The organism is Nocardioides sp. WG-D5 (genome assembly GCF_054031175.1).
In genome coordinates this window covers 2,088,689-2,111,917 of record NZ_CM132928.1, presented here as the reverse complement: position 1 = coordinate 2,111,917, position 23,229 = coordinate 2,088,689, and the positions used below count along the sequence as shown (strand labels likewise).

At 70.0% G+C, this 23,229-nt stretch carries 24 protein-coding genes and 1 tRNA gene; 15 read left to right on the top strand and 10 right to left on the bottom strand.

Annotated features, from left to right (window positions below; translation table 11 throughout):
- Positions 1-131 precede the first annotated feature (131 nt).
- Both ACWZJV_RS10295 and ACWZJV_RS10290 read left to right on the top strand, forming a co-directional pair.
- Positions 132-617: a CarD family transcriptional regulator gene (locus ACWZJV_RS10295; protein WP_008360791.1), complete on the top strand. Its 486-nt coding sequence runs from the start codon at positions 132-134 to the stop codon at positions 615-617.
- A gap of 92 nt (positions 618-709) precedes the next feature.
- Positions 710-1,318 carry a 2-C-methyl-D-erythritol 4-phosphate cytidylyltransferase gene (locus ACWZJV_RS10290; RefSeq protein WP_196872751.1) on the top strand — a complete coding sequence of 203 codons (609 nt, stop codon included), beginning with the start codon at positions 710-712 and terminating at the stop codon, positions 1,316-1,318.
- Between the two features lie 22 nt (positions 1,319-1,340).
- Here ACWZJV_RS10290 and ACWZJV_RS10285 read toward each other — a convergent pair whose 3' ends face one another.
- Positions 1,341-2,033: an IspD/TarI family cytidylyltransferase gene (locus ACWZJV_RS10285; protein WP_457181357.1), complete on the bottom strand. Its 693-nt coding sequence runs from the start codon at positions 2,031-2,033 to the stop codon at positions 1,341-1,343.
- 169 nt (positions 2,034-2,202) lie between these two features.
- Here ACWZJV_RS10285 and nirD point away from each other — a divergent pair, with 169 nt between their 5' ends.
- From nirD to ACWZJV_RS10260, 5 genes are read left to right on the top strand one after another with little or no spacing between them, the layout of a single operon-like run.
- Positions 2,203-2,565 (top strand): nitrite reductase small subunit NirD, encoded by a 363-nt coding sequence (nirD, locus tag ACWZJV_RS10280; RefSeq protein ID WP_457181356.1) that lies wholly within the window; start codon positions 2,203-2,205, stop codon positions 2,563-2,565.
- A 38-nt stretch (positions 2,566-2,603) separates the two neighbouring features.
- Positions 2,604-3,086: a 2-C-methyl-D-erythritol 2,4-cyclodiphosphate synthase gene (gene ispF / locus ACWZJV_RS10275; protein ID WP_196872753.1), complete on the top strand. Its 483-nt coding sequence runs from the start codon at positions 2,604-2,606 to the stop codon at positions 3,084-3,086.
- A 30-nt stretch (positions 3,087-3,116) separates the two neighbouring features.
- Positions 3,117-4,526, top strand: a complete 1,410-nt coding sequence (gene cysS / locus ACWZJV_RS10270) for a cysteine--tRNA ligase (protein ID WP_457181355.1) — start codon at positions 3,117-3,119, stop codon at positions 4,524-4,526.
- A complete protein-coding gene (gene rlmB, locus ACWZJV_RS10265; RefSeq protein WP_008360801.1) occupies positions 4,526-5,482 on the top strand; it encodes a 23S rRNA (guanosine(2251)-2'-O)-methyltransferase RlmB in 957 nt (318 codons plus the stop codon). The genes cysS and rlmB overlap by 1 nt, the downstream gene beginning before the upstream one ends.
- A 50-nt stretch (positions 5,483-5,532) precedes the next feature.
- Positions 5,533-7,053, top strand: a complete 1,521-nt coding sequence (locus tag ACWZJV_RS10260; RefSeq protein ID WP_457181354.1) for a metallophosphoesterase — start codon at positions 5,533-5,535, stop codon at positions 7,051-7,053.
- Between the two features lie 25 nt (positions 7,054-7,078).
- Here the strand turns inward: ACWZJV_RS10260 and ACWZJV_RS10255 are convergent, their stop codons facing one another.
- From ACWZJV_RS10255 to ACWZJV_RS10245, 3 genes are read right to left on the bottom strand one after another with little or no spacing between them, the layout of a single operon-like run.
- Positions 7,079-8,200: an ABC transporter substrate-binding protein gene (locus ACWZJV_RS10255; protein ID WP_457181353.1), complete on the bottom strand. Its 1,122-nt coding sequence runs from the start codon at positions 8,198-8,200 to the stop codon at positions 7,079-7,081.
- A gap of 13 nt (positions 8,201-8,213) precedes the next feature.
- Positions 8,214-9,017: an amino acid ABC transporter ATP-binding protein gene (locus tag ACWZJV_RS10250; RefSeq protein WP_457181352.1), complete on the bottom strand. Its 804-nt coding sequence runs from the start codon at positions 9,015-9,017 to the stop codon at positions 8,214-8,216.
- Entirely contained in the window at positions 9,014-9,913 is a 900-nt protein-coding gene (locus tag ACWZJV_RS10245; protein ID WP_457181351.1) for an amino acid ABC transporter permease, read from the bottom strand. Before ACWZJV_RS10245 ends, ACWZJV_RS10250 begins: the two co-directional genes overlap by 4 nt.
- Positions 9,914-9,991: 78 nt before the next feature.
- Between ACWZJV_RS10245 and ACWZJV_RS10240 the strand changes: the two genes are divergently transcribed.
- Both ACWZJV_RS10240 and ACWZJV_RS10235 read left to right on the top strand, forming a co-directional pair.
- Entirely contained in the window at positions 9,992-10,705 is a 714-nt protein-coding gene (locus tag ACWZJV_RS10240; protein WP_457181350.1) for a GNAT family N-acetyltransferase, read from the top strand.
- Between the two features lie 69 nt (positions 10,706-10,774).
- Positions 10,775-10,850, top strand: a tRNA-Thr gene (locus ACWZJV_RS10235).
- Positions 10,851-10,863: 13 nt separating this feature from the next.
- On the opposite strand, the gene pdxY is transcribed toward ACWZJV_RS10235, so the two are convergent.
- From pdxY to ACWZJV_RS10215, 4 genes are read right to left on the bottom strand one after another with little or no spacing between them, the layout of a single operon-like run.
- A complete protein-coding gene (gene pdxY, locus ACWZJV_RS10230) occupies positions 10,864-11,712 on the bottom strand; it encodes a pyridoxal kinase PdxY (RefSeq protein WP_400467121.1) in 849 nt (282 codons plus the stop codon).
- Positions 11,713-11,735: 23 nt separating this feature from the next.
- Positions 11,736-12,353 (bottom strand): rhomboid family intramembrane serine protease, encoded by a 618-nt coding sequence (locus ACWZJV_RS10225; RefSeq protein WP_008360816.1) that lies wholly within the window; start codon positions 12,351-12,353, stop codon positions 11,736-11,738.
- Between the two features lie 14 nt (positions 12,354-12,367).
- Positions 12,368-12,934 carry a hypothetical protein gene (locus ACWZJV_RS10220; protein WP_008360818.1) on the bottom strand — a complete coding sequence of 189 codons (567 nt, stop codon included), beginning with the start codon at positions 12,932-12,934 and terminating at the stop codon, positions 12,368-12,370.
- A gap of 57 nt (positions 12,935-12,991) precedes the next feature.
- Complete coding sequence (locus ACWZJV_RS10215; protein ID WP_196872762.1) at positions 12,992-13,681, bottom strand: uracil-DNA glycosylase; 690 nt, start codon at positions 13,679-13,681, stop codon at positions 12,992-12,994.
- 52 nt (positions 13,682-13,733) lie between these two features.
- On the opposite strand from ACWZJV_RS10215, the gene ACWZJV_RS10210 reads away from it, so the two are divergent.
- Positions 13,734-14,726 (top strand): LLM class F420-dependent oxidoreductase, encoded by a 993-nt coding sequence (locus ACWZJV_RS10210; protein WP_196872763.1) that lies wholly within the window; start codon positions 13,734-13,736, stop codon positions 14,724-14,726.
- A 64-nt stretch (positions 14,727-14,790) separates the two neighbouring features.
- Complete coding sequence (locus tag ACWZJV_RS10205) at positions 14,791-16,341, top strand: FMN-binding glutamate synthase family protein (RefSeq protein ID WP_457181349.1); 1,551 nt, start codon at positions 14,791-14,793, stop codon at positions 16,339-16,341.
- A gap of 3 nt (positions 16,342-16,344) precedes the next feature.
- On the opposite strand, the gene ACWZJV_RS10200 is transcribed toward ACWZJV_RS10205, so the two are convergent.
- Positions 16,345-17,370: a Gfo/Idh/MocA family protein gene (locus tag ACWZJV_RS10200; protein WP_196872765.1), complete on the bottom strand. Its 1,026-nt coding sequence runs from the start codon at positions 17,368-17,370 to the stop codon at positions 16,345-16,347.
- A 41-nt stretch (positions 17,371-17,411) separates the two neighbouring features.
- A complete protein-coding gene (locus ACWZJV_RS10195) occupies positions 17,412-18,854 on the bottom strand; it encodes an alpha,alpha-trehalose-phosphate synthase (UDP-forming) (RefSeq protein WP_457181942.1) in 1,443 nt (480 codons plus the stop codon).
- A gap of 156 nt (positions 18,855-19,010) precedes the next feature.
- On the opposite strand from ACWZJV_RS10195, the gene ACWZJV_RS10190 reads away from it, so the two are divergent.
- From ACWZJV_RS10190 to lon, 4 genes are all read left to right on the top strand, one after another.
- Positions 19,011-19,307 carry a DUF3263 domain-containing protein gene (locus tag ACWZJV_RS10190; protein ID WP_008360832.1) on the top strand — a complete coding sequence of 99 codons (297 nt, stop codon included), beginning with the start codon at positions 19,011-19,013 and terminating at the stop codon, positions 19,305-19,307.
- Entirely contained in the window at positions 19,308-19,829 is a 522-nt protein-coding gene (locus tag ACWZJV_RS10185) for a LytR C-terminal domain-containing protein (protein ID WP_457181346.1), read from the top strand.
- Between the two features lie 92 nt (positions 19,830-19,921).
- Positions 19,922-20,773, top strand: a complete 852-nt coding sequence (locus ACWZJV_RS10180; RefSeq protein WP_008360836.1) for a trehalose-phosphatase — start codon at positions 19,922-19,924, stop codon at positions 20,771-20,773.
- Between the two features lie 82 nt (positions 20,774-20,855).
- A complete protein-coding gene (gene lon / locus ACWZJV_RS10175; protein ID WP_457181344.1) occupies positions 20,856-23,180 on the top strand; it encodes an endopeptidase La in 2,325 nt (774 codons plus the stop codon).
- The last annotated feature ends 49 nt before the right edge of the window (positions 23,181-23,229 follow it).

The window sequence follows — 23,229 nt, the reverse complement described above, 5'->3', positions numbered from 1 at the left end:
CCTGCGCGCGCGGAACCACACAAGTTGTCATTCTGTCAACCCCAGATTGAGCCCCTGACCTGCAGAAACGCGGAATCCGAATTCTAAGATCCGTGGTAGACTTATGGTCCTAGGAAGGGGTACCTAAAAATATGACTTTCACCGTCGGCGAGACCGTCGTATACCCGAACCATGGCGCGGCCGTCATCGAAGACATCGAGATGCGCACCATCAAGGGCGAGGAGCGGCAGTATCTGGTCCTCCGCATCATCGCTCAGCAGGACCTCGTGGTGCGTGTTCCGGCCAACAATCTCGAGCTCGTCGGAGTTCGAGACGTCGTAGACAAGGACGGGCTTGATCGAGTCTTCGAGGTGCTTCGTGCGGAGCACGTCGAAGAGCCGACCAACTGGTCGCGTCGTTACAAGGCAAACCTGGAGAAGCTGCACAGCGGCGATGTCATGAAGGTCGCCGAGGTCGTGCGTGACCTGTGGCGTCGTGAGCGTGACCGTGGCCTCTCCGCCGGGGAGAAGCGCATGCTCGCCAAGGCACGCCAGATCCTCGTCTCGGAGCTCGCACTGTGCGAGCACACCAACGAAGACAAGGCTGAAGTCCTCCTCGATGAGGTGCTGGCCAGCTGACGCTGGTTTCGGTCTGCGTTACAGGCTCCGGGTCATCCCGGGGCCTGTTTCGCGTTTTCAGAGCGATCAGCCCGGCCGATACGGTGACCCCCATGGAGGACCCCTACGCCGACTACGACGAGATCGACGAGACCGCCGAGCTACCGCCGGCCCTCGGGATCGTCGCCGACGACGGCCGGGGCTCGCTGCCGTTCGCGCTGATCCACGGTGAGGCGCTGGTCGCCGCGGCGACCTGGTCCCTCGGCGAGTCCGGCGTGACCCCCGTCGACTTCACCACGTCGTGGGAGGGGATCGTCGCGGCCGAGGAGCCGCTGGTCCTGCACGACTCGCTGTGCCCGATGACCCCGCCGGCCTTCATCGCCCACTGCGTCTCGACTGCGCTCGCGCGCGAGGCGGTCGTGGTCGGCGTACGCCCGGTCACCGACACGGTCAAGAAGCTCACCGCCGAGGACGGGGTGCCGGTGCTCGGTGAGACCGTCGACCGGTCCGCGCTCGTCTCGGTCGCGGCGCCGATCGTGCTGCCTCCGGCCGTGGTCGCCGCGCTCGACGCCTGGCCCTCCGGCGACTTCGCCGAGATCGCGGGTGCCCTGGCCCGCCGGTTCCCGGTCGTCTCGGTCGAGGCGCCGCCGGTCGGTCGCCGGGTGACGTCGCCGGATGACGTACGCCTGCTGGAGGCGCTCTCGCGCAGCCGGATCAGCTGAGCTGTCTGCTTCGGGCTTCGCTTCAGCCGAGCAGCGCCGCGGCCGCCTGGAGGTCGTCCGCGAAGGTCACCTTGAGGTTCAGCGGCGAGCTGGGCACGGCGACGATGCGTACGTCGGAGGCGTAGCGCTCCAGCGTCGCACCGGTGTCGGTGCCGTCGAAGCCGTCGGCCGCGGCCTGCGCATAGGCGGCCAGGAGGTCGGCCGCCCGGAACGCCTGCGGTGTCTGTACGCCGACGAGAGCACCACCCACCGGCTGGAGGTCGCGCGCCGAGAGGTGAGTGAGCGGGGCGGCGGGGATGGCGCCCCCGTGCTCGCGGGCGACACCGATGACCGCGGCGTAGAGCTCGGGAGCGGCCAGCGGCCGGGCGGTGTCGTGGATTGCCACCACGTCGACCCGGTCGGCCTCGATGTCGGCACGGAGCACGCCGAGCGCGGCCTGCTCGGAGGCGTGGCGGGTGGCGCCGCCGGTGACCATCGCGACCTCGCGCTCGCCCAGCAAGGGTTGCGCGACAGCGGCGACCGCCTCCTCGTCGCCGCTGCGTACGACCAGGACCAGGCGGTGCACGTCGGGCACCTCGAGGGCGGTCCGGAGGGAGAGACCGAGGGCTGAGGAGGCCGGATCGTCGGACCCGTCGAGCGGGAGCAGCACCTTGTTGGTGGCGGCTCCGACGCGGGTGCCGGATCCGGCGGCCAGGAGTACGAGAGCGGCGGGCACCCCTGGAGGCTATCCGTTCGGTGGCGGAGACGGCCGAGGGGCTGGGCGCTGGTGTTTACGCACCCGTAACAGAGCGAAACAGGAGGTGTCCCTCACGCGTCCTACGGTTCAAATCCACCGAAGGGAGGACCCGACGAATGTCGACGAAGCGGCTCGGGCCGGCGACGTCATGAGTGCTCACGCGCAGCGGGACGACCACGCAGAGTGGCAGTCCGTCTGTCCCGTCGATGCGCTCGAGGTGAAGCGCGGCGCCACGGCACTGGTCCACGGGCAGGCCATCGCCATCTTCCGGATGCCCGACGACGCCGTCTATGCGCTGGGCAACCACGACCCGTTCGCCAAGGCATCGGTGATCGCCAAGGGCATCGTCGGGGTCCGCGACGGCGTGCCGTTCGTGGCCTCGCCCGCCCACCGGCACGGGTTCGACCTGCGTACCGGGCAGTGCCTGGAGGACCCGCACGTGTCCATCCCGGCCTACGAGGTCCGGGTCGTCGACGGGCTCATCCACGTCGGGCACCGGAAGGTCGCCTGACTGCACCCGATCGGCAGGCTGTCTGGGAGACTGCGGTCGTGCAGCTTCCTCTGGTCGGCATCGGGACCGACGTACACAGCCTTGCCGACGGTGTCCCGATGCACGTGGCCGGCCTCGCCTTCCCCGACGAGAAGCAGGGTCTGGCCGGGCACTCCGACGGCGACGTGGCCGCCCACGCCTGCTGCGACGCGCTCTTCTCCGCGGCGGGTCTCGGTGACCTGGGGTCGAACTTCGGCACCTCCGAGCCCGAGTGGGCCGGCGCGGCCGGGGTCGTCCTGCTGGCGGAGGCCGCGCGCCGGGTCCGGGAGGCCGGGTTCGAGATCGGCAACGTCGCGGTCCAGGTGATCGGCAACCGGCCCAAGATCGGTCCGCGGCGCGACGAGGCCAACCAGGCGCTCTCCGCGGCGGCCGGTGCGCCGGTCACGGTGACGGCGACGACCTCCGACGGTCTCGGGCTCACCGGACGCGGCGAGGGTGTCGCTGCCATCGCAACCGCGCTCATCGTGCGTCGCGATAGGTAGGGAACACGCGTCCGTCCCTAGACTTGGGGCATGGCACTCAGGCTCTACGACTCGGCGACCCGTGAAGTACGTGACTTCACCCCCTTGCAGCCCGGCAAGGCGTCGCTCTATGTCTGTGGCCTGACCGTGCAGAGCGAGCCGCATGTCGGGCACGTCCGCAGCGGGGTGAACTTCGACGTGCTGCAGCGCTGGCTGCGGGCGTCGGGGTATGAGACCACCTTCATCCGCAACGTGACCGACATCGACGACAAGATCCTGGCGAAGTCCGCCGACCAGGGGCGCCCCTGGTACAACCTCGCCTACGACATGCACCGCGAGCTCGACGCCGCCTACGCCTCGCTCAACGTCGCCCGGCCGACCTACGAGCCGCTGGCCACCGGTCACATCCCCGAGATCATCGCGCTCATCGAGGAGCTGATCGCGAAGGGTCACGCCTACGCCGCCGAGGACGGTTCGGCCGACGTCTACTTCGACGTGCGCTCCTGGCCCGCCTACGGCGAGCTGTCGGGGCAGAAGGTCGACGACATGGAGGCCGCCGCCGACGCCGACCCGCGCGGCAAGCGCGACCCGCGTGACTTCGCGCTGTGGAAGGGCCGGAAGGTCTCCGAGCCGGAGACCGCCTCGTGGCCCTCGCCCTGGGGGCTGGGACGTCCCGGCTGGCACATCGAGTGCTCGGCGATGGCCGGGAAATACCTCGGTCCCGCCTTCGACTTCCACGGCGGCGGCCTCGACCTGCGCTTCCCGCACCACGAGAACGAGCAGGCCCAGTCGCGCGCTGCCGGCCGGCCGTTCGCGAGCTACTGGCTGCACAACGCCTGGATCACCACCTCCGGCGAGAAGATGTCGAAGTCGCTGGGCAACTCGCTGGTCATCCCCGAGGTCCTGAAGAAGGTACGCGGCATCGAGCTGCGCTACTACCTGGTCGCGGCCCACTACCGGTCGCACGTCGAGTTCTCCTTCGAGGCGCTCGACGAGGCGGCTGCCGGGTTCCAGCGGATCGAGGGCTTCCTCGACCGGGCGGCTTCGGTGATCGGTGAGATCCCGGCCGACGGCGCCCCGTCCACCGACTTCGTCGCCGCGATGGACGACGACCTCGGCACTCCCGCTGCGGTGGCCGCCCTGCACGAGGTCGTCCGCGAGGGCAACAAGCTGCTCGCCGACGGCGACAGCCCGGCGCTGCGCGGGGTCGCCACGAGCGTCCGCGCGATGCTGGACATCCTCGGTCTGGACCCCGCCGACCCCTCGTGGGGTCCGGAGAGCGGTGCCGAGGAGAAGCTGACCGGTGCGCTGGACGTACTCGTCCGCGGGGTCCTGGACGAGCGCGCGGAGGCGCGCGCCGCCAAGGACTGGGCCCGCGCAGATGCCATGCGAGACCGGCTCAAGGACGCCGGGATCGAGATCGAGGACACCCCTGAGGGTCCGAAATGGAGCGTTAACTGATGGCAGGCAACTCCCAGCGTCGCGGAGCGATCGCGAAGGGACGCAAGAAGGGTGCCCAGGTCGGGTCCGGCGGCAACCGCCGTCGTGGGCTCGAAGGCAAGGGCCCGACGCCGAAGGCGAAGGACCGGCCCTACCACAAGGCCCACAAGGCGGCCCAGGCCGCCGAGCAGCGGGCCGGCAAGGGTCCGCGCAAGCGGGCCGCGGGCGACGCCGAGTGGATCATCGGACGCAACTCCGTGGTCGAGGCACTGCGCGAGGACGTACCGGTCAACGGGATCTACGTCGCCGAGGGCGCCGAGCGTGACGGGCGGCTGCGCGAGGCGTTCCTGCTCGCCTCCGAGAAGGGCATCTCGCTGCTCGAGGTGACCAAGGTCGAGCTCGACCGGCTCACCGGCTTCAACGGCCACCAGGGCCTGGCGGCGCGCATCCCCGCCTACGAGTACGCCCACGCCGACGACCTGATCGACCGTGCCGCCGAGATCGGGGAGAAGCCGCTGATCGTGGCCCTCGACCAGGTCACCGACCCGCGCAACCTGGGCGCCATCGTGCGTTCGGCCGCCGCGTTCGGTGCCCACGGCGTGGTGATCCCGGAGCGTCGTGCGGCCGGGATGACCGCCGCCGCCTGGAAGACGAGCGCCGGCGCGGCGTCCCGGATCCCGGTCGCCCAGACGGTCAACCTGACCCGACAGCTCAAGGCCTACCAGGACGCCGGCTGCATGGTCGTCGGACTCGACATGGAGGGCGACATCACGCTGCCCGAGCTGGGCGCACCCGACGGTCTCGCCGACGGTCCGCTGGTGATCGTCGTCGGTGCCGAGGGCGGCGGGCTCTCGCGTCTGGTCCAGGAGACCTGCGACCAGATAGTCTCGATCCCGATGGCCAACTCGGTGGAGTCCCTCAATGCCGGCGTCGCTGCGTCGGTCGTGCTCTACGCCGTCGCGGAGGCGCGCCGCTGATCTCCCGCCGCAGCCTGCTTCATGGCCTCGCCGTCTGGGCGGGGCTAGGAGTGCTGTGGCTCGTCCTCGCCGTGGCGCTGAGCGCGTGGCTGTTCCTGTCCAGCGAGCGCCAGGTGGTCCTGGCCGGGCACGACTCGGTCCTGCGACCGACGCTGTCGGGGAAGGCGATCATCCACACCGGACCGGTGCTTCCCGACGTACGTCTGGACGTGGCCGGTCCGGTCGGGGTCGACGTCACCCTCGGGAAGACCGAGCTGAGGTCGATGGACGAGCTCTTCGAGCGCTACGCGGTGCTCGGCTCGGCACCGGACGGTCAGCGCGCCGTCGTGGTGGAGCAGGTCGAGTCGATGCTCACCGCCGCCGTGCTCCGCGGCGCCGCGGTCTCCCTGGCGATCGTCGCCGGGGGAGTTTTGCTGTGGTGGCTGCCCGGCTCCGAACGCCGCGCCGAGCTGCGTCGGCGCACGGCGGAGGCGGTCCGTACGCGGCACGGTCTCACCACCGTGGGCGTCGGTGTGGTGACGGTGGCGGTGCTCGCCGTCGCGGTCTGGCAGCCGTGGGCCGAGTCCGCGGCGCCCACCGCGGACAGCAAGGCCGAACCGGTCGCCGGTGACTGGACCCCGCTGGGCGACTTCCTCGGCCCGGGGATCCCCGTGCCCGACGAGCTGGCCGGGGTGGAGGTGCGCGGCGACGCCTACGCGAACCAGACCCGGAGGCTGGTGGCCAGCGCCGTGGACACCTACAACTCCAGCCGCACCTTCTACGAGAAGGTGGTGGAGAAGGTCCCGGACCTGGCCCTGCGCGAGCCGGCCGAGGACGAGACCGTGGTGGCTCTGGTCTCCGACCGCCACGACAACGTCGGCATGGACTCGGTGGTGCGCGCGGTCGCCGACGAGGGCGGCGCGACCGGGATCCTGGACGCGGGCGACGACACCTCGACCGGGTCCGACTGGGAGACCTTCTCCCTCGACTCCCTCACCGACGCCAGCGACGGCCTGGACAAGTGGGCGGTCACCGGCAACCACGACCACGGCCCGACCGTCGGCGCCTACCTGGCCGACAAGGGCTGGACGATGCTCGACGGCGAGGTCGTCGACGGCCCCGGTGGCTCGACGCTCCTCGGCGTCCCCGACCCGCGCACCAGCGGCCTCGGCAACTGGATCGACGAGAAGGGCGTCACCCTCGAGGAGGCCGGCGAGAAGCTGGCCGACATCGCCTGCGACTCGATGGACGACGGCAAGCCGGTCGCGACGCTCCTCGTCCACGACCCGTCGCTGGGTCGCGAGACCCTGCGCCGAGGCTGCGCGACCCTCGTCGTCGGAGGCCACCGCCACGTGCACCAGGGTCCGAGCGAGGTGGCCGGCGAGAACGGCCAGGTCGGCTGGACCTACACCAACGGCACCACCGGCGGTGCTGCGTACGCCTTCGCGATGGGGAAGATCCGCCGCACCGCCGAGGTCTCCCTGATCACCTACGCCGACGGGCAGCCCGTCGGTCTCCAGTCGGTCGAGCTGGAGACCAACGGCGCCCTCACCGCCCACGAGTACGTCCCGCTGGAGGGTGCCGACCGGTGAGCCGGGCCGGGTGGTGCTCAGCGTGTCACTGGTTCTCCAGTGGCAGGCCGGGCGGGTTGATCTCGGACTTCTCCACGGCCTCGTTCGACAGGCCGTAGGTCTCCAGCCAGGTGGCGTACTGACCGTTCTCGATCAGGTAGTTGATCGCGTCGGCCAGCGCCTCGACCAGCCCGCTGTCCTTCTTGGTGGTCGCCGCGATCAGACCCTGCAGCGACTCGCCCGCACCGGAGAACGTGCCGGCGTTGCGGAAGGTGTCGCCGGTCCCGGCGATCTGGTAGGCGATGCCCGGGTTGGGTCCGAAGTACGCGTCGATCTGACCGGACTCGAGGGCGGTCCAGGTGGCCGGGTTGTCGGGGAAGTACGTGACGTCCAGCTTCTTGCCCTCGGCCTTCAGCTTCGCCTGCCACTCCAGCAGGATCTTCTCCTGGTTCGTGCCCGAGCCGACGGCGACCTTCAGGCCGTCGAGCGTGCGGTAGTCGCCGCCGAACTCCCAGGTCGAGGTGCCGACCGTGGCGAAGCCCAGGTTGTCCTGGCGGTAGGACGCGAAGTCGTACTTCTGCTTGCGCTCCTCGGTGTCGGTCACGTTGGAGATCGCGACGTCGCTGGTGCCGGCGTCGAGGCCGACGAAGAGGTTCTGCCAGGTCGCGTTGTTGAGCTCCGGCTTCAGGCCGAAGACGGCCGCGATGAGGCGGGAGAGGTCGGGTTCGGCTCCGGTGAGCGTCTTGTTGTCGGTGCCGACGAAGGCGAGGGGCGGGAACCCGGCCGGCAGTGCGCCCTGGCCGATCTCGAGGGTGCCGCGGTCGAGGATCTCCTGCGGCACCTTCTCCCGGATCTCGTCGACGACCGGGACCTCGATGGTGGTCGGCTTCGCGGCCGCGCCGGCCACCTCGCCGATCTTGACCTCGGTCACATCTCCGGACTCTGTCGCGGTCTCCTCGTCGGCCCCGCCGCCGAGCACGACGGCGGCGATGACGGCGATCACGGCGATGATCGCGACGGCCGCGATGATCAACGGGGTCCGGCGGCGTGGCGGGATCCCGGGGGTCTCGGGCTTCTCCGAGGTGGGGTCGGGGTCGGTCTTGTCGGGTGCGGTCTTGTTGTCGGGTTCGGTCTTGTTGTCGGGATCGGTCTTGGTGTCGTCGGACATGGCTGTTCTTCTCCTAGGTGGTGGGTTGGCGGACCTTGCCGAGAAACTCGCGGGTGCGAGCGTGCTGGGGGTGGTCGAGCACCTGGGCCGGCGGGCCCTGCTCGACCACGACGCCGCCGTCGATGAACACGACGTGGTCGGCGACGTCACGTGCGAAGCCGATCTCGTGGGAGACGACGACCAGCGTCCTTCCGCTCCGGGCGAGCTCCTTGATGACGGCGAGCACCTCGCCGACCAGCTCGGGGTCGAGGGCGGAGGTGGGCTCGTCGAAGAGCAGCAGCTCGGGCTCGAGGGCCAGGGCGCGGGCGATCGCCACCCGCTGCTGCTGACCGCCGGAGAGCTGGCGGGGATAGTCGGTGCAGCGGTGCTTCAGCCCGACCCGGTCCAGCAGCTCGTACGCCTTCGTGTAGGCCGCATCCCAGCCGGCGACCTTGTGCGCGAGCAGCGGTTCGGCGACGTTGGCGGCGACGGTGAGGTGGGGGAAGAGGTTGAAGCTCTGAGCGACGAACCCGATCCGGGCGCGCTGCCTACGCACGTGCCGTGGGCTGAGCTCGTGGAGGCGGCCGTTGTGCTCGCGTACGCCGATCAGCTCACCGGCCACCGAGACGTAGCCCAGGTCGAGCGTCTCGAGGTGGTTGAGCGTACGCAGCAGCGTGGACTTGCCCGATCCGGACGGCCCGATGACGACCGTCACCGTCCCCGGAGCCAGGTCGAGGTCGATGCCCTTCAGGACCGGGTGGGGGCCGAAGGACTTGTGCGCGTTGCGGACGCGTACGCCCTCGGTGGTCTTCTCGGCGGTCTCCTTGGTGGCGGTCATGAGCGGACCTCCCAGCCGCGGGAGTAGTGACGCTCGACGTAGTGCTGGAGGACGGAGAGGACGGCGGCGATGAGGAGGTACCAGGCGGTGCCGACCAGCAGGACGGCCACCTTGTCGCTCACGTGGGTGCTCTCGAGCTGGTAGACGATGCCGAAGAGGTCGACGAGGGAGACGTAGTAGACCAGCGAGGAGGCCTTGACCAGGCCGATCAGCTGGTTGACGTAGCCGGGGACGATGCTGCGCAGGGCTTGGGGGAGGACCACCTGGCGCAGGCGTCGCCACGGGGAGAGGCCGAGCGCGTTGGCCGCCTCGATCTGACCGTGGTCCACGGAGAGCAGACCGCCGCGGATGATCTCGGCGGCGAAGGCCGCCTCGTTGAGGCTGAGCCCGACGACCGCCGCCACGAACGGCACCAGCAGACCCTCGACGTCATAGGAGACCAGGCTCGGCCCGAACGGGACGTTGATCCCGATCTGCGGGAAGAAGAGGGAGGCGTTGAAGATGATGATGAGCAGTACGACCAGGGGCAGCGACCGGAAGAACCAGATGTAGAACCAGCTCAGGGCGTTGACCAGCGGGTTGCCCGACATCCGGCCGAGGGCCAGGACCACGCCGCCGACGAAGCCCACGACCGCGCTGACCGCGGTCACCTCGAGGGTGACCAGCAGCGCGTCGAGGACCACGTCGAGGGTGAAGTAGTAGGAGATCCGGTCCCACTGGTAGGCCGGGTTGGCCGCGAGCGCGCGCACCGCCTCGACGGTGAGGGCGAGGACGATCGCGGTGACGAGCCAGCGGCCGTAGCGGCGGCGTGGCGCGACCCTCCTCGTGGCCAACGGATCTTCTGGTGGCGCCGGCGGATCGGCCGCGGCCGTGGCCGGAGTGGCGGTGGTGGTCATGGCATCCTCGGGTCTCTGGGGGACCGCCAGACAAAACACATAATGTCTAGCGAGTTGCTAGAGAATAGGGTGCCGCGCGTGACCACTGACGCGCGACCGATTGCTGAGACAGGCTCCGGCCATGTGCTGGACAACATCGTCTGGGAGTCCCTCGTCGGGCCCAACCGGCATCTCGGGGAGATCTCCGGACTGGCGGCGCGCTACGACCCGCAGGTCGCCGCGTTCGCCGGCATCGCCGAGGACTCGCCGCAGGCCTGGGCCGACCTCGCCCGGCTCCTCGGGCCGGCCGGGACCTGCTTCTTCACCTCGTCGCGGCCGGTGCGCCCGCCCGTCGGGTGGGAGATCCTCGGCGGCGGCGAAGGTGTGCAGATGGTCGATGCCGGAGTCGTCGCCGTGCCCGATGCCGACGTCGCCGTCCTGGGCCCGGAGGACGTCCCGGAGATCCTCGACCTGGTCGCGCGCACCCAGCCCGGTCCGTTCGAGCCGCGCACGATCGAGATGGGCACCTATCTCGGCATCCGCGCCGGTGGTCGCCTCGTCGCGATGGCCGGAGAGCGCAACCACCCCCTCGGCTGGACCGAGATCAGCGCGGTCTGCACCGACGCCGCCTTCCGTGGGCAGGGGCTCGCCGGAAGGCTCGTGCGGGCGGTGACGTACGGCATCGACCAGCGCGGCGAGCGCGCCCTCCTGCACGCCAGCGGCACCAACGAGAACGCCATCCGGCTCTACCGCTCCCTCGGCTTCGCCCTCCGGCGGACCACCAACTTCGCCCACCTTCGTGCGCCGGGGTAGGGGCGTCGGATGCGCACAACGGGAGGTGACTGGCTACGATTGTCCCGCCGTCGCGGAGACGTACGGCATGCCGGTGTAGCTCAGTTGGTAGAGCGTTCGCCTTGTAAGCGAAATGTCGCGGGTTCGACTCCTGTCACCGGCTCCATCCACTACTTGCCTCAGCGGAGCTGGGTGACCTCGTACGTCGTCGGCGGGTTGGCGATGTCGTCCTGGGAGGCGACGAGCTCGAGCTCCCGGCGGCCCGACTTCAAGGTCCGGTCGAGGATGGCGAAGAGGGTGTTCGCGGTGCGGCCGAGGGCGGCCGGGGTGGAGCCGGTCGAGAGCAGGTGGGAGAGGTAGACCGCCGCGGTGACGTCGCCACCGCCGTTGGGGGAGATCGGGAGCAGAGGAGTGGTGACCGACCAGGCGCCCTCGTCGGAGACCGCGACCAGGTCGAGGTGGGTCGGGTCCTTGGTGATCACCGAGGTCACCAGCACGTTCGACGGGCCGGACTCGCGGACGATGTCGACGGCGGCGAGCACCTCCTGGAGCGTGTCGGTCGACTCGAGGCCGGCCAGGAAGTTCAGCTCGAAGTGGTTGGGCGTGATCACGTCGGCGGCGGGCACGACCTCGTCGCGCATGAACTCCGGGATGCCCTCTCGGACGAACATCCCGCGCCCGACGTCGCCCATCACCGGGTCGCAGCAGTAGAGGGCCCGCGGGTTGAGCGCCTTCACGCGGCGTACGGAGTCCAGGACGATCGCGCCGACGGCCGGGTCGCCCTGGTAGCCCGACAGCACGGCGGACACGGTGGAGAGACCGTCGCGCTCGGAGATCCCCTCGATGACCTCGGCGACCTGGTCGGCGGCGACGACGGGCCCGCGCCACTCGCCGTAGCCGGTGTGGTTGGAGAAGTTGACCGTGAGCACCGGCCAGACCTCGTGACCGAGGCGCTGGATCGGGAAGACGGCCGCCGAGTTGCCGACGTAGCCGAAGGCCACGTGCGACTGGATGGAGAGGATCTGCATGGGCCCAGTCTCCACCAGTCGGCTCAGGCGGCCTTCTTCTGGGCCTTGCTCTGGGCCTGCTTCTTGGGCGGGTCGTTGAGCAGCCAGGCCGCCAGCGCGCCGCCGATCGCGCCGAAGAGGTGACCCTGCCAGGAGACGCCGGTCTGTCCGGGGAGCACACCGAGGAGCAGGCTGCCGTAGGCCAGGAAGATGAGTACGCCGATGATGATCTGGCCGATGCGGTGGCTGAAAAGGCCCCGCATGATCAGGTAGACCAGCCAGCCGAAGATCAGCATCGAGGTGCCCGCGGTGATGCTGCCCGGAGGCGACATCAGCCAGACGCCGACGCCGCCGACCACCCAGATGATGAGCGTCGCCACGATCCCGCGGCCGACGCCCGAGGCGAGCACCAGGAACCCGAGGATGAGCGCGGGCAGGGTGTTGCCGTAGAGATGGGCCCAGCCGAAGTGGAGCACCGGGGCGAACACGATGCCGAGCAGGCCGGCGTCGGTGCGCGGCTGGATGCCGAGGGTGTCGAGCTGGTGGCCGCTGACGTAGTCGGTGGCTTCGAGCACCCACAGCAGAGCGACGAATCCGAGCGACCAAATGCCGGCCCGTAGCCAGTTGGCGCGTTGGGGCCGCGTGGGGGAATCCTGGCTCACGCCTGAAATCTTACCTACCGGTCAACAGCGGCGAGTCTCTGCTCGAGGCTCTCGTAGAGGTGGGGGACCGCGGCCGGGTAGGGCCCGGTCTCGTAGAGCTCGGTGGCCAGCCTGCGGGGCGACTCCCCGGTGTGCTCGTCGGCCCAGGTCTCACCGCCGTCGGTGATCCGGCCGCCGTCGAGGGGCAGGACCGCATCGGGCGCCAGCGCGACCCAGCGCCCGTCGCTGCCGCCGTCGTCGAGCCAGGCCACCGGCACGGCGTACGCCTCGCCCTCGGTCATCTCGGCCTCGACGGTGATCCGGCGACCGATCGGGTGGGCTCCCTGCCGGCTCCACAGGACGGTCGTCACGTCGAGCCGCCCTGCGTCGTCAGGGTCGGCGGTGCCCAGGACGAGGTGGTCGGCGAAGGTCGCCCAGTCGCGCACCTCGGTGGCGGGGTACTCCGGGGGACCTGCTCCGTCGAGCACCGCCCGGACGCCCAGCACGGCGGCCCAGGCCGCCAGCAGGACGACGACGATGGTGCCGGCGATCTTGAGCCGGCGTGGCACCGACAGCGTCGGCTCGTTCGTGTTCTCGCCCACGTGACCCCCGTTCACCGCGCCGATGGGTCGATGCGCCTGACCCTGATCCGACAGAGCCTAGTCCGGAAGGGACCAGTCGACCGGGGATCCGCCCTGTTCGACCAGGAGGGCGTTGGCGCGGGAGAACGGCCGCGAGCCGAAGAACCCGCGACGGGCGGAGAGCGGCGAGGGGTGGACGGACTTGATCGCGGGCACCCCGTTGAGCCGCGGCTCGAGGTTCTGCGCGTGCCGGCCCCACAGGATGGCGACCAGGGGTCCGCCGCGGCGGCCCAGGACGTCGATCGCCCGCCCGGTGACCTCCTCCCAGCCCTTCTTCGAGTGGGAGGCGGGCGCGCCGGGCCGCACCGTCAGCGAGGTGTTGAGCAGCATCACCCCGCGGTCGGCCCAGGTCGAGAGGTCGCCGTGCTCGGGCATCTTCAGGTCGAGGTCGGTGGCGAGCTCGGCGTAGATGTTCCGCAGCGACGCCGGCAGGGGACGTACGTCCTTCTCGACGGCGAAGCTGAGCCCGATCGGGTGCCCGATGGTCGGGTAGGGGTCCTGGCCGACGATCAGGACGCGTACGTCCCGCAGCGGGCGCCGGAAGGCGTTGAAGATGCGGTCGCCGTCGGGAAGGTAGGGACGCCTGGCCGCCAGCTCCTCGCGCAGGAAACGGCCCATCTGCTCGATCTGCGGCTCGGCCGGCGCCAGCGCCTCGGCCCAGTCGGCAGCCATCAGGCCCTTGTCCACGAGTCCGGCGAGTGCGCTCATTCCCTCAACATATCGTTCGCCACGCCCAGGGACCCTGGATAGGTTGTGGTGTATGAAGTTCGGACTCTTCATCCCGCAGGGATGGCGCTTTGACCTCGTCGGTATCGACCCGGCAGACCAGTGGACCACGATGAAGGACCTGGCACTCCACGCCGATGGCGGGAGCTGGGAGTCGATCTGGGTCTACGACCACTTCCACACCACCCCGGAGCCCTCGGACCAGGCGACGCACGAGGCCTGGACCCTGATGGCCGGCCTCGGCGCGGTCACCTCACGGGTGCGGCTCGGCCAGATGTGCTCCTGCATGTCCTACCGCAACCCCGCCTACCTGGCGAAGGTCGCCGCGACCGCCGACCACGTCAGCGGCGGCCGGATCGAGATGGGCATCGGCGCGGGCTGGTACGAGCACGAGTGGCGGGCCTACGGCTACGGCTTCCCGGAGGCGCGCGACCGGCTCGGGATGCTCCGCGAGGGCGTCCAGATCTTCCAGCAGGCCTGGACCAAGGGCGTCTCGTCCCTCGACGGGAAGTACTACCAGGTCGACGGCGCCATCTGTCAGCCGCTGCCGATCCAGAAGGGCCGTTCCGGGATCCCGCTGTGGATCGCCGGCGGTGGCGAGAAGGTGACCTTGAAGATCGCCGCTCAGTACGCCGACTACACCAACTTCGCCGGCGACCCGGAGACCTTCAAGGCCAAGTCGGACATCCTCGCGGCGCACTGCGAGAAGCTCGGCCGCGACTTCTCCGAGATCACCCGCTCCGCCAACTACAACGTCTTCATCGGTGAGACCGAGAAGGACGCCCAGGACAAGATCGACTGGTACGCCGACCACCTCACCACGTCGCTCGGGGAGGCCGCCGGCGCGGAGCACGCCCGCCGCAGCGGCAGCCAGGGGCTCGTCGGCACGCCCGAGCAGATCGTGGAGAAGCTGAAGTCGATGGAGGAGCTGGGGATGACGTACGCCATCACCTACTTCGGCGACGCCGCCTACGACCGCTCCTCGATCGAGCTCTTCGAGTCCCAGGTCCTTCCCGAGTTCGCCTGAGCGACGCCTGCCGACACCGCCACGGACGTTTACAACGCCGTGGCGGGCCGGTAGGAAGACGTACATGAAGATGTCGACCCTCCTCGGGGGCGCGGCGGTCGCCGCGGCCGTGGTCGCCGCGCGCGACCTGACCCAGCGCAAGCACGCGATCCTGCGGAACTTCCCGGTGATCGGGCACGCGCGCTATCTGATGGAGAAGATCGGGCCGGAGCTGCGGCAGTACATCGTCGCCGACAACGACGAGGAGCGACCCTTCAGCCGCGACCAGCGCCGCTGGGTGTACGCCTCGTCCAAGGAGCAGAACAACTACTTCGGCTTCGGCACCGACAACGACATCGAGCACACGCAGGGCCACATCCACATCAAGCACCGTACGTTCGCCGACAGCCTTCCCGACGACCACGACCGGGCCGCCAGGCTCCCGTCCGCGAAGGTGCTCGGAGGCCCGCGCGGGCGCGCGAAGGCGTTCCGACCGGAGTCGGTGGTCAACATCTCGGCGATGTCGTTCGGGTCGTTGTCCGGGCCGGCGATCACGGCGCTCAACCGGGGTGCGTTCAAGGCCGGCGCGATGCACAACACCGGCGAGGGCGGCATCTCGCCCTACCACCTCGCGGGTGGCGCCGACCTGGTGATGCAGATCGGCACGGCCTACTTCGGGTGCCGCGACGCCGACGGCAGCTTCTCGATCGACCGGCTCAAGGAGCGGGTCGCCACGGCGCCGGTCAAGGCCATCGAGATCAAGCTCTCCCAGGGCGCGAAGCCGGGGCTCGGCGGGCTGCTACCCGCGGCCAAGGTGACCCCGGAGATCGCCGCGATCCGCGGCATCGAGGCCGGCAAGGACTGCGCGTCGCCGTCTCGGCACTCGGCCTTCCACGACGTCGACTCGATGCTCGACTTCGTCGAGATGCTCGCTGCCGAGACCGGGCTGCCGGTCGGCATCAAGTCCGCGGTCGGCGAGATGGACTTCTGGCGGGAGCTCGCCGCCAGGATGCGGACGGGAGAGCGGGGTGTCGACTTCGTCACCGTCGACGGCGGCGAGGGCGGCACCGGCGCCGCGCCGCTGATCTTCTCCGACGCGGTCGCGATGCCCTACCGGATCGGCTTCTCCCGGGTCTACGGCACCTTCGCCGAGCTCGGCCTGACCGACTCGGTCACCTTCATCGGGTCGGCCAAGCTCGGCCTGCCGGAGAACGCCGCCGTCGCCTTCGCGCTCGGCGCCGACATGATCAACGTCGGCCGCGAGGCGATGATGTCGATCGGCTGCATCCAGGCCCAGAAGTGCCACGAGGACACCTGCCCGACCGGCGTCGCGACCCAGAGCAAATGGCTCTCCGGCGGACTGGACCCGTATGACAAGGGGGAGCGCTGCGCCAGCTACCTGCGTACCCTGCGCAGGGAGCTGACGAAGGTCTCCGCCGCCGTCGGTGTCGCCCACCCCGGACTGATCACGCCCCACGACATCGAGGTCATGAACGGCGACTACGAGTCACGCACCCTCGCCGGCGTCTACGGCTACAAGGACCCCTGGGGTGCCCTCGGCCCGGAGCTGGTCGGCGAGCTGCTCGACATCGTGCACCCGCACCGCACCTTCAACGAGAAGCCGACGACCGCCTGAGCCTCAGGACTCGTCGGCGAAGCGGGCGCCGATGGACTCGCGGATCATGTCCATCTGGCGCATCAGGCTGAGCGTCTGGCTGTGCGGCACCAGCGGGGACTCCAGCAGACCCTCGCGCAGACAGCGCTGCACCTCGACGATCTCGTTGCCGTACGCAGCGCCGATCACGGGCTCGTCACCGACGATCTCGACGGGCTCGTCACCGTTGGCGGGCTTGAAGACCGCCGAGGACGGGTGGTGGAAGTCGGTCAGCTCGATCCGGCCCTGGTCGGTGGCGATGGCGGCTGCCCGGGACGAGTAGGAGGTGACCGAGGAGACCATGGTGGAGAGCTCGTTGCCGGCGTACTTCCCGGTCATCACCAGGTCGAGGTCGAAGGTGCCGCCGTCGGCGCCCTTGCCCAGGTTGGCCTGGGCGGTCAGCGAGCGGGCCTCGCCGAAGAGCAGGTGGGCGAAGGTGAGCGGGTAGATGCCCATGTCGAGCAGCGCGCTGGCGCCGAGGGCCGGGTCGAGGAGCCGCTGGTGCCGCTCGGGGTCGGCGACGAAGCCGAGCTCGGCGTGCACGTGACGGGGGACGCCGAAGCGGCCCGACTTCACGTCGGCCACGAGGCGCCGGATGATCGGGTTGGTCGCCATCCACATGGCTTCCATGAGGAACAGCTTCTTGGAGGTGGCCAGGTCGACCATCGTCTGCGAGTCGGCGGCGTTGAGCGTCAGCGCCTTCTCGCACAGCACGTGCTTGCCCGCGTTGAGCACGAGGCTGGCGTGCTCGAGGTGGTGGGAGTGGGGAGAGGCGACGTAGACGACGTCGACGTCCTCGTCGGCGGCCAGCTCCTCGTAGGAGCCGTGCGCGCGGACCGGGCCGTCGGCGGCGGCGTACTCCTTCGCGAACGTCTCCGCGGACTCCTTGCTCCGTGAGCCCACGGCGACGAGTCGGCCGTCGGGGACGAGCATCAGGTCGGTGGCGAGGGAGTGGGCGATCCGGCCGGTGCCGAGAATTCCCCACCTGATCGGGTCAGAGTTGGTGGTCACGCGTCGACTCTAGCCACCTGAGCGGGGTCGGTGCGTCGCGGTCAGTGGCTGTTGGGCGGAAGGACGCTCTTGTTGTGGTTGCCCGGCACCGCGGCGAGCTCCTCGAGGAAGGTGTCGGCCCAGTGGCGTACGTCCCGGGCGGCGACCTGCTTGCGCATCGCCCTCATCCGGCGGGTGAGCTCCTTCGGCTCGGCCTCGTAGGCCTCGAGCAGGGCGGCCTTCATCCCGTTGATGTCGTAGGGGTTCACCAGCCAGGCCTGGCGCAGCTCCTCGGCTGCACCGGCGAACTCGGAGAGCACGAGGGCGCCGTCGTCCTCGTAGCGGCAGGCGACGTACTCCTTCGCGACCAGGTTCATGCCGTCGCGGTAGGGGGTGACGACCATGATGTCGGCGGCGCGGTAGAGGGCGGCCATCTCGGCGCGGGGGAGACTCGTGTGGAGGTAGGAGATGGCCGGGCGGCCGATGCGCCCCAGGTCGCCGTTGAGGCGGCCGACGAGGCGGTCGATGTCGTCGCGGAGCTTGCGGTACTGCTCGACGCGCTCGCGCGAGGGCACCGCGACCTGGACGAAGATGACGTCCTCGACGTCGAGCTTGGTGTCGCGCAGCAGCTCGCCGAAGGCGCGCAGCCTGGCGTAGATGCCCTTGGTGTAGTCGAGCCGGTCGACGCCGAGCATGATCTTCTTCGGGTCGCCGAGCTGCTGGCGGATCTCCTTGGCGCGCTGGTTGACGCCCTCGTCGTGGGCCATCTCGTCGAAGCCGATGAAGTCGATCGAGATCGGGAAGGCGGCCGCGTGCACGGTGCGCCCGTCGGGGAGGTAGACCAGGTCACGGTGGGTCTTGTGGCCGACGCGCTGGCGCACCAGGCGGACGAAGTTCTGGGCCGCCTGCGGAAGCTGGAAGCCGACCAGGTCGGCACCGAGCAGGCCCTCGAGCAGCTGTCTTCGCCAGGGAACCTGCTGGAAGAGCTCGGCCGGCGGGAACGGGATGTGCAGGTAGAAGCCGATGCGCAGGTCGGGGCGGAGCTCGCGGAGCATCTGCGGGACCAGCTGGAGCTGGTAGTCCTGGACCCAGACGGTGGCGCCCTTGGCGGCCACCTCGGCGCACTTCTCGGCGAAGCGCTTGTTGACCCGCTGGTAGCCGTCCCACCACTCCCGGTGGAACTCCGGCTTGGCCACGACGTCGTGGTAGAGCGGCCACAGGGTGCCGTTGGAGAAGCCCTCGTAGTGCTCCTCGATGTCCTGCGCGCTCATCGTCATCGGCAGCAGGTGGAGCCCGTCGTCCTCGAACGGCTCGAGGTCCTCGTCGGTGCCGCCGGGCCAGCCGATCCAGACGCCGTCGTTGGCCCGGAGGACCGGCTCGAGAGCGCTGACCAGACCTCCTGGCGAGCGGCGCCACGCCTTCGTGCCGTCCGGCATCTCCACTCGATCGACGGGGAGCCGATTGGCCACGATTACCAGGTCAGCCTGCACATCTCCGACTGTAATGGACCGGGGCCAGGTTCGGTGCGGTGCCGTTCCACTGGGTACTCTGCGGTCCCTCACAGGAATACCTGTCGAGTAACACGCCGGAGGGTGAACCACAGCGGTGTAGTTCGGCGCGTTAGTCTGTGGCCAGATGCAGACGACACCGGGGGACGAGGAATGAGCGCTGTAAACGTGCAGGTCACAGGCCCAGGCGAGGACCCCTCGAGCCTCAGTGAGCGCGACAAGCAGATCCTTGACTTCGAGCGCCAGTGGTGGAAGTACGCCGGCGCCAAGGAAGCTGCCGTGCGCGAGGCGTTCAACATGTCCGCCACCCGCTACTACCAGGTGCTCAACGCCCTGATCGACAAGCCGGAGGCCCTCGAGGCCGACCCGCTGCTGGTACGCCGGCTGCGGCGGCTCCGCGCGGCCCGGCAGCGCCAGCGCTCGGCGAGACGGCTGGGCTTCGAGGTCTGAATGACCGGCAGCGTACGTCCTTCGAAGGGGGAGCGTGGCGTCGCGCTCCCGACGCCCGTCATCGCGCTGAGCGTGGTGGCCGTCGTCGTCGCGGTGATCGTCTTCTGGGTCACCGGGGGCGACGGGGACGACCGGGACGAGAAGATCGCCCAGGCCGGTGGCAGCCCTTCTGCCTCGGCATCCGCATCGCCGAAGCCGGCCAAGACCGAGGCGAAGAAGCCGGCCAAGGCCGAGCCTTCGCCCGTCGACCGTGCCAAGGTCAGCGTCGAGGTCTACAACCAGTCCAACATCGGCGGCCTGGCCAGTGACGTCGCGGCGAAGGCGACCACGGTCGGCTGGAACGTCGTCGGCGAGGACAACTGGGTGGGCTCCGTCCCGGAGAACACCGTCTACTTCCCGCAGAAGATGAAGCGTGAGGGTGAGCAGCTCGCCGACGACCTCGGCATCAAACGCACCCATCTGTCGGTGGAGGGCTCGATGAAGGGCGACCGGCTGACGGTCGTCCTGACCGGTCCCCTCTGACGGTTCCCGGCCGTTCTCGACGGTGTGTGATCTGCCGCACGGCCCCGCATTCCCGGTCGGCCCGAAGGTCGTTGCCGTGTCACAGTTGAGGCATGGCCGAACTCCAGCCTGATGCCACTTCAGGAGAGCAGAAGTACGCCGCGGTGGCGGCTGCCGCCGCCGAGACCCTCATCGGTCTCGACTTCGACGGCACGCTCTCGCCGATCGTCGAGGATCCCGCCTCGGCCCGGATCCATCCGGACGCGGCCTCGGCCCTGATCGCGCTCGCGTCCCGGGTGAAGGCGATCGCCATCGTCACCGGCCGCCCGGCCGGACAGGTCGTCGAGCTCGGCGGGCTGGCCGCGATCGCCGACGGGCTCGCGGAGCTGGGCAAGGAGCTCTATGTCTTCGGGCAGTACGGCAACGAGCGCTGGAGCGGCTCGGACCGGGTCGTCGTCGGACCGCCGCCGCCCGAGGGGCTGGGTGCCTTCGAGGAGGCGCTGCCGGCGGTGCTCGCCGCGCACGGGGCGCAGGACGCCTACATCGAGGAGAAGGGCCTGGCCGTCGGGGTCCACACCCGTCGGTTCCCCGACCCGGACGGTGTCGCCGCGCGCCTGCTCCCGCCGTTGACCGAGCTGGCTGCCGAGCACGGGCTGATGATCGAGCCCGGCAAGCAGGTCATCGAGGTGCGCGCCCCCGGCATGCACAAGGGCCACGCCATCGAGACGCTGATCTCGGTGGTCGAGCCGGGCGCGATCCTGTTCGGCGGTGACGACCTGGGTGACATCGAGGCGTTCGAGGCCGTCAAGGCCTGGGGAAAGACCACCGGGTCGCCGACGCTGCTCGTCTACTCCCACGCCGGGCCCGACCGTGGCCCGCTCGCCGGGCTGGCCGACCTCGAGGTCGCCGGGCCGGAGGGTGTGCTGGGGCTGCTGCGTCGGTTGGCCGACGACAGCGTCCGCTGACAGCGAACACGCTAACCGGAGGGAACATCCGGTTGCTCTCGGAAGTTGAGCCAGTATCACTCAACTTTCTAGGAGGGTCCGCATGGACAAGCTTCCTGTGCTGTTCGTCTCGGATGCCGTGGTCCTGCCGGGGATGGTCGTGCCCATCGAGCTCGACGAGGCCGCGCAGGCTGCCATCGATGCCGCCCGAGCCGGCTCGGAGAGCCGGCTGCTGGTGGCGCCGCGGCTGGGGGACCGGTACGCGACGTACGGCGCTGTCGCCACGATCGAGCGCGTCGGCCGTTTCCGCGGCGGTGAGCCCGCGGCGGTGCTGAGGGCCGTCGGCCGGGCGAAGATCGGCTCCGGCGTGACCGGACCCGGCGCCGCGCTGTGGGTCGAGGTCGAGCCCGCCACCGAGACCACCACGGAGCACGCGAAGGAGCTGGCTGAGGAGTACAAGCGGCTGGTCGTCGCGGTGCTGCAGCGCCGTGAGGCCTGGCCGGTCATCGACCAGGTCAACCGGCTCACCGAGCCGTCCGAGATCGCCGACACCGCCGGCTACGCGCCCTACCTCGACGACGAGGCCAAGCGCGAGCTGCTCGAGACGCCGGACGTCGAGGAGCGGCTCGAGAAGGTGATCGCCTGGGCCAAGGACCACATCGCCGAGTCCGAGGTCAGCGACAAGATCGCCGAGGACGTCCGCGAGGGCATGGAGAAGACGCAGCGGGAGTTCCTGCTGCGCCAGCAGCTCGCCGCGATCCGCAAGGAGCTCGGTGAGGGCGAGCCCGAGGGCTCCGAGGACTACCGGGCCCGCGTCGAGGCCGCCGACCTCCCCGAGGCCGTACGCGAGGCCGCGCTGCGCGAGGTCGACAAGCTCGAGCGTGGCTCCGAGCAGAACCCGGAGACCGCGTGGATCCGCACCTGGCTCGACACGGTCCTGGAGCTGCCCTGGGGCGTGGTCACCGAGGACTCCACCGACGTGACCGCCGCTCGTGAGGTGCTCGACGCCGACCACCACGGCCTCGAGGAGGTCAAGGACCGCATCGTCGAGTACCTGGCGGTCAGGGCCCGGCGGGCCGAGCGTGGCCTGCAGGTCATCGGCGGCCGCGGCTCGGGTGCCGTGGTGCTGCTGGCGGGTCCTCCGGGAGTCGGCAAGACCTCGCTCGGTGAGTCGGTGGCGCGCTCGCTCGGACGGAAGTTCGTCCGGGTCGCGCTGGGTGGTGTCCGCGACGAGGCCGAGATCCGCGGTCACCGGCGCACCTACGTCGGCGCGCTTCCGGGCCGGATCGTACGGGCCATCAAGGAGGCCGGCTCGATGAACCCGGTCGTGCTTCTCGACGAGGTCGACAAGGTCGGCTCCGACTACCGAGGTGACCCCGCGGCCGCGCTGCTGGAGGTGCTCGACCCGGCGCAGAACCACACCTTCCGCGACCACTACCTCGAGCTCGACCTGGACCTCTCCGACGTGCTCTTCATCGCCACGGCCAACGTCGTGGAGCAGATCCCGAGCGCGCTGCTGGACCGGATGGAGCTGGTCACGATCGACGGCTACACCGAGGACGACAAGGTCGCCATCGCCCGCGACTTCCTGCTGCCCCGGCAGCTCGAGCGTGCCGCGGTGACGCCTGCGGAGGTCACGGTCGCCGACGAGGCGCTGCGTGAGCTGGCCGCGAACTACACCCGCGAGGCGGGCGTACGCCAGCTCGAGCGGCTCATCGCCAAGGCGCTGCGCAAGGCGGCGACGAAGCTGGCCACCGGCACGGAGCACGTCGAGGTCGACCTGGACAACCTCAAGGACCTCGTCGGACGGCCCCGGTTCACGCCGGAGTCGGCGGAGCGTACGTCGGTCCCGGGGGTCGCCACCGGACTCGCCGTCACCGGGCTCGGTGGGGATGTGCTCTTCATCGAGGCGTCGGCGTCCGACGGGCAGACCGGGCTGAACATCACCGGTCAGCTCGGCGACGTGATGAAGGAGTCCGCGCAGATCGCGCTCTCCTTCGTCCGCTCGCACGCCGCGGAGCTGGGCGTCGACCCGGCCGTGCTCGACCGTACGCTGCACGTCCACGTTCCCGCGGGTGCGGTGCCCAAGGACGGCCCGAGCGCCGGTATCACGATGGTCACCGCGCTCACTTCGCTCGCGACCGGTCGCCCGGTGCGCAGCGAGGTCGGCATGACCGGTGAGGTCTCCCTCTCCGGCCGGGTGCTGCCCATCGGTGGCCTCAAGCAGAAGCTGCTCGCCGCCCAGCGGGCCGGTCTGACCGAGGTCTTCGTGCCCCAGCGCAACGAGCCCGACCTGGACGAGGTGCCGGAGGACGTGAAGCAGGCGCTGAAGATCAACCTGGTGAGCGATGTCAGGGATGTCGTACGCGGCGCCTTGGCGCCCGCCGAGGGAGACACCACCGCGCAGAGCACGGTGGCCGCTGCCTGACCGGATCGTTCCGGATGCTGCCCGCTCGATGCCTCGTGCATCGAGCGGG

Bases quoted from the DNA above. Each gene is read 5' to 3' on its own strand.
- ACWZJV_RS10250 (WP_457181352.1), bottom strand. From the start codon at position 9,017: ATGACCGCCACCAAGGAGACCGCCGAGAAGACCACCGAGGGCGTACGC.
- ACWZJV_RS10215 (WP_196872762.1), bottom strand. From the start codon at position 13,681: ATGAGCGCACTCGCCGGACTCGTGGACAAGGGCCTGATGGCTGCCGAC.
- cysS (WP_457181355.1), top strand. From the start codon at position 3,117: ATGGCACTCAGGCTCTACGACTCGGCGACCCGTGAAGTACGTGACTTC.
- ACWZJV_RS10180 (WP_008360836.1), top strand. From the start codon at position 19,922: ATGGCCGAACTCCAGCCTGATGCCACTTCAGGAGAGCAGAAGTACGCC.
- pdxY (WP_400467121.1), bottom strand. From the start codon at position 11,712: ATGCAGATCCTCTCCATCCAGTCGCACGTGGCCTTCGGCTACGTCGGC.
- ACWZJV_RS10185 (WP_457181346.1), top strand. From the start codon at position 19,308: ATGACCGGCAGCGTACGTCCTTCGAAGGGGGAGCGTGGCGTCGCGCTC.
- ACWZJV_RS10210 (WP_196872763.1), top strand. From the start codon at position 13,734: ATGAAGTTCGGACTCTTCATCCCGCAGGGATGGCGCTTTGACCTCGTC.
- ACWZJV_RS10290 (WP_196872751.1), top strand. From the start codon at position 710: ATGGAGGACCCCTACGCCGACTACGACGAGATCGACGAGACCGCCGAG.
- ACWZJV_RS10295 (WP_008360791.1), top strand. From the start codon at position 132: ATGACTTTCACCGTCGGCGAGACCGTCGTATACCCGAACCATGGCGCG.
- ACWZJV_RS10205 (WP_457181349.1), top strand. From the start codon at position 14,791: ATGAAGATGTCGACCCTCCTCGGGGGCGCGGCGGTCGCCGCGGCCGTG.
- ACWZJV_RS10245 (WP_457181351.1), bottom strand. From the start codon at position 9,913: ATGACCACCACCGCCACTCCGGCCACGGCCGCGGCCGATCCGCCGGCG.
- ACWZJV_RS10190 (WP_008360832.1), top strand. From the start codon at position 19,011: ATGAGCGCTGTAAACGTGCAGGTCACAGGCCCAGGCGAGGACCCCTCG.
- lon (WP_457181344.1), top strand. From the start codon at position 20,856: ATGGACAAGCTTCCTGTGCTGTTCGTCTCGGATGCCGTGGTCCTGCCG.
- rlmB (WP_008360801.1), top strand. From the start codon at position 4,526: ATGGCAGGCAACTCCCAGCGTCGCGGAGCGATCGCGAAGGGACGCAAG.
- nirD (WP_457181356.1), top strand. From the start codon at position 2,203: ATGAGTGCTCACGCGCAGCGGGACGACCACGCAGAGTGGCAGTCCGTC.
- ACWZJV_RS10255 (WP_457181353.1), bottom strand. From the start codon at position 8,200: ATGTCCGACGACACCAAGACCGATCCCGACAACAAGACCGAACCCGAC.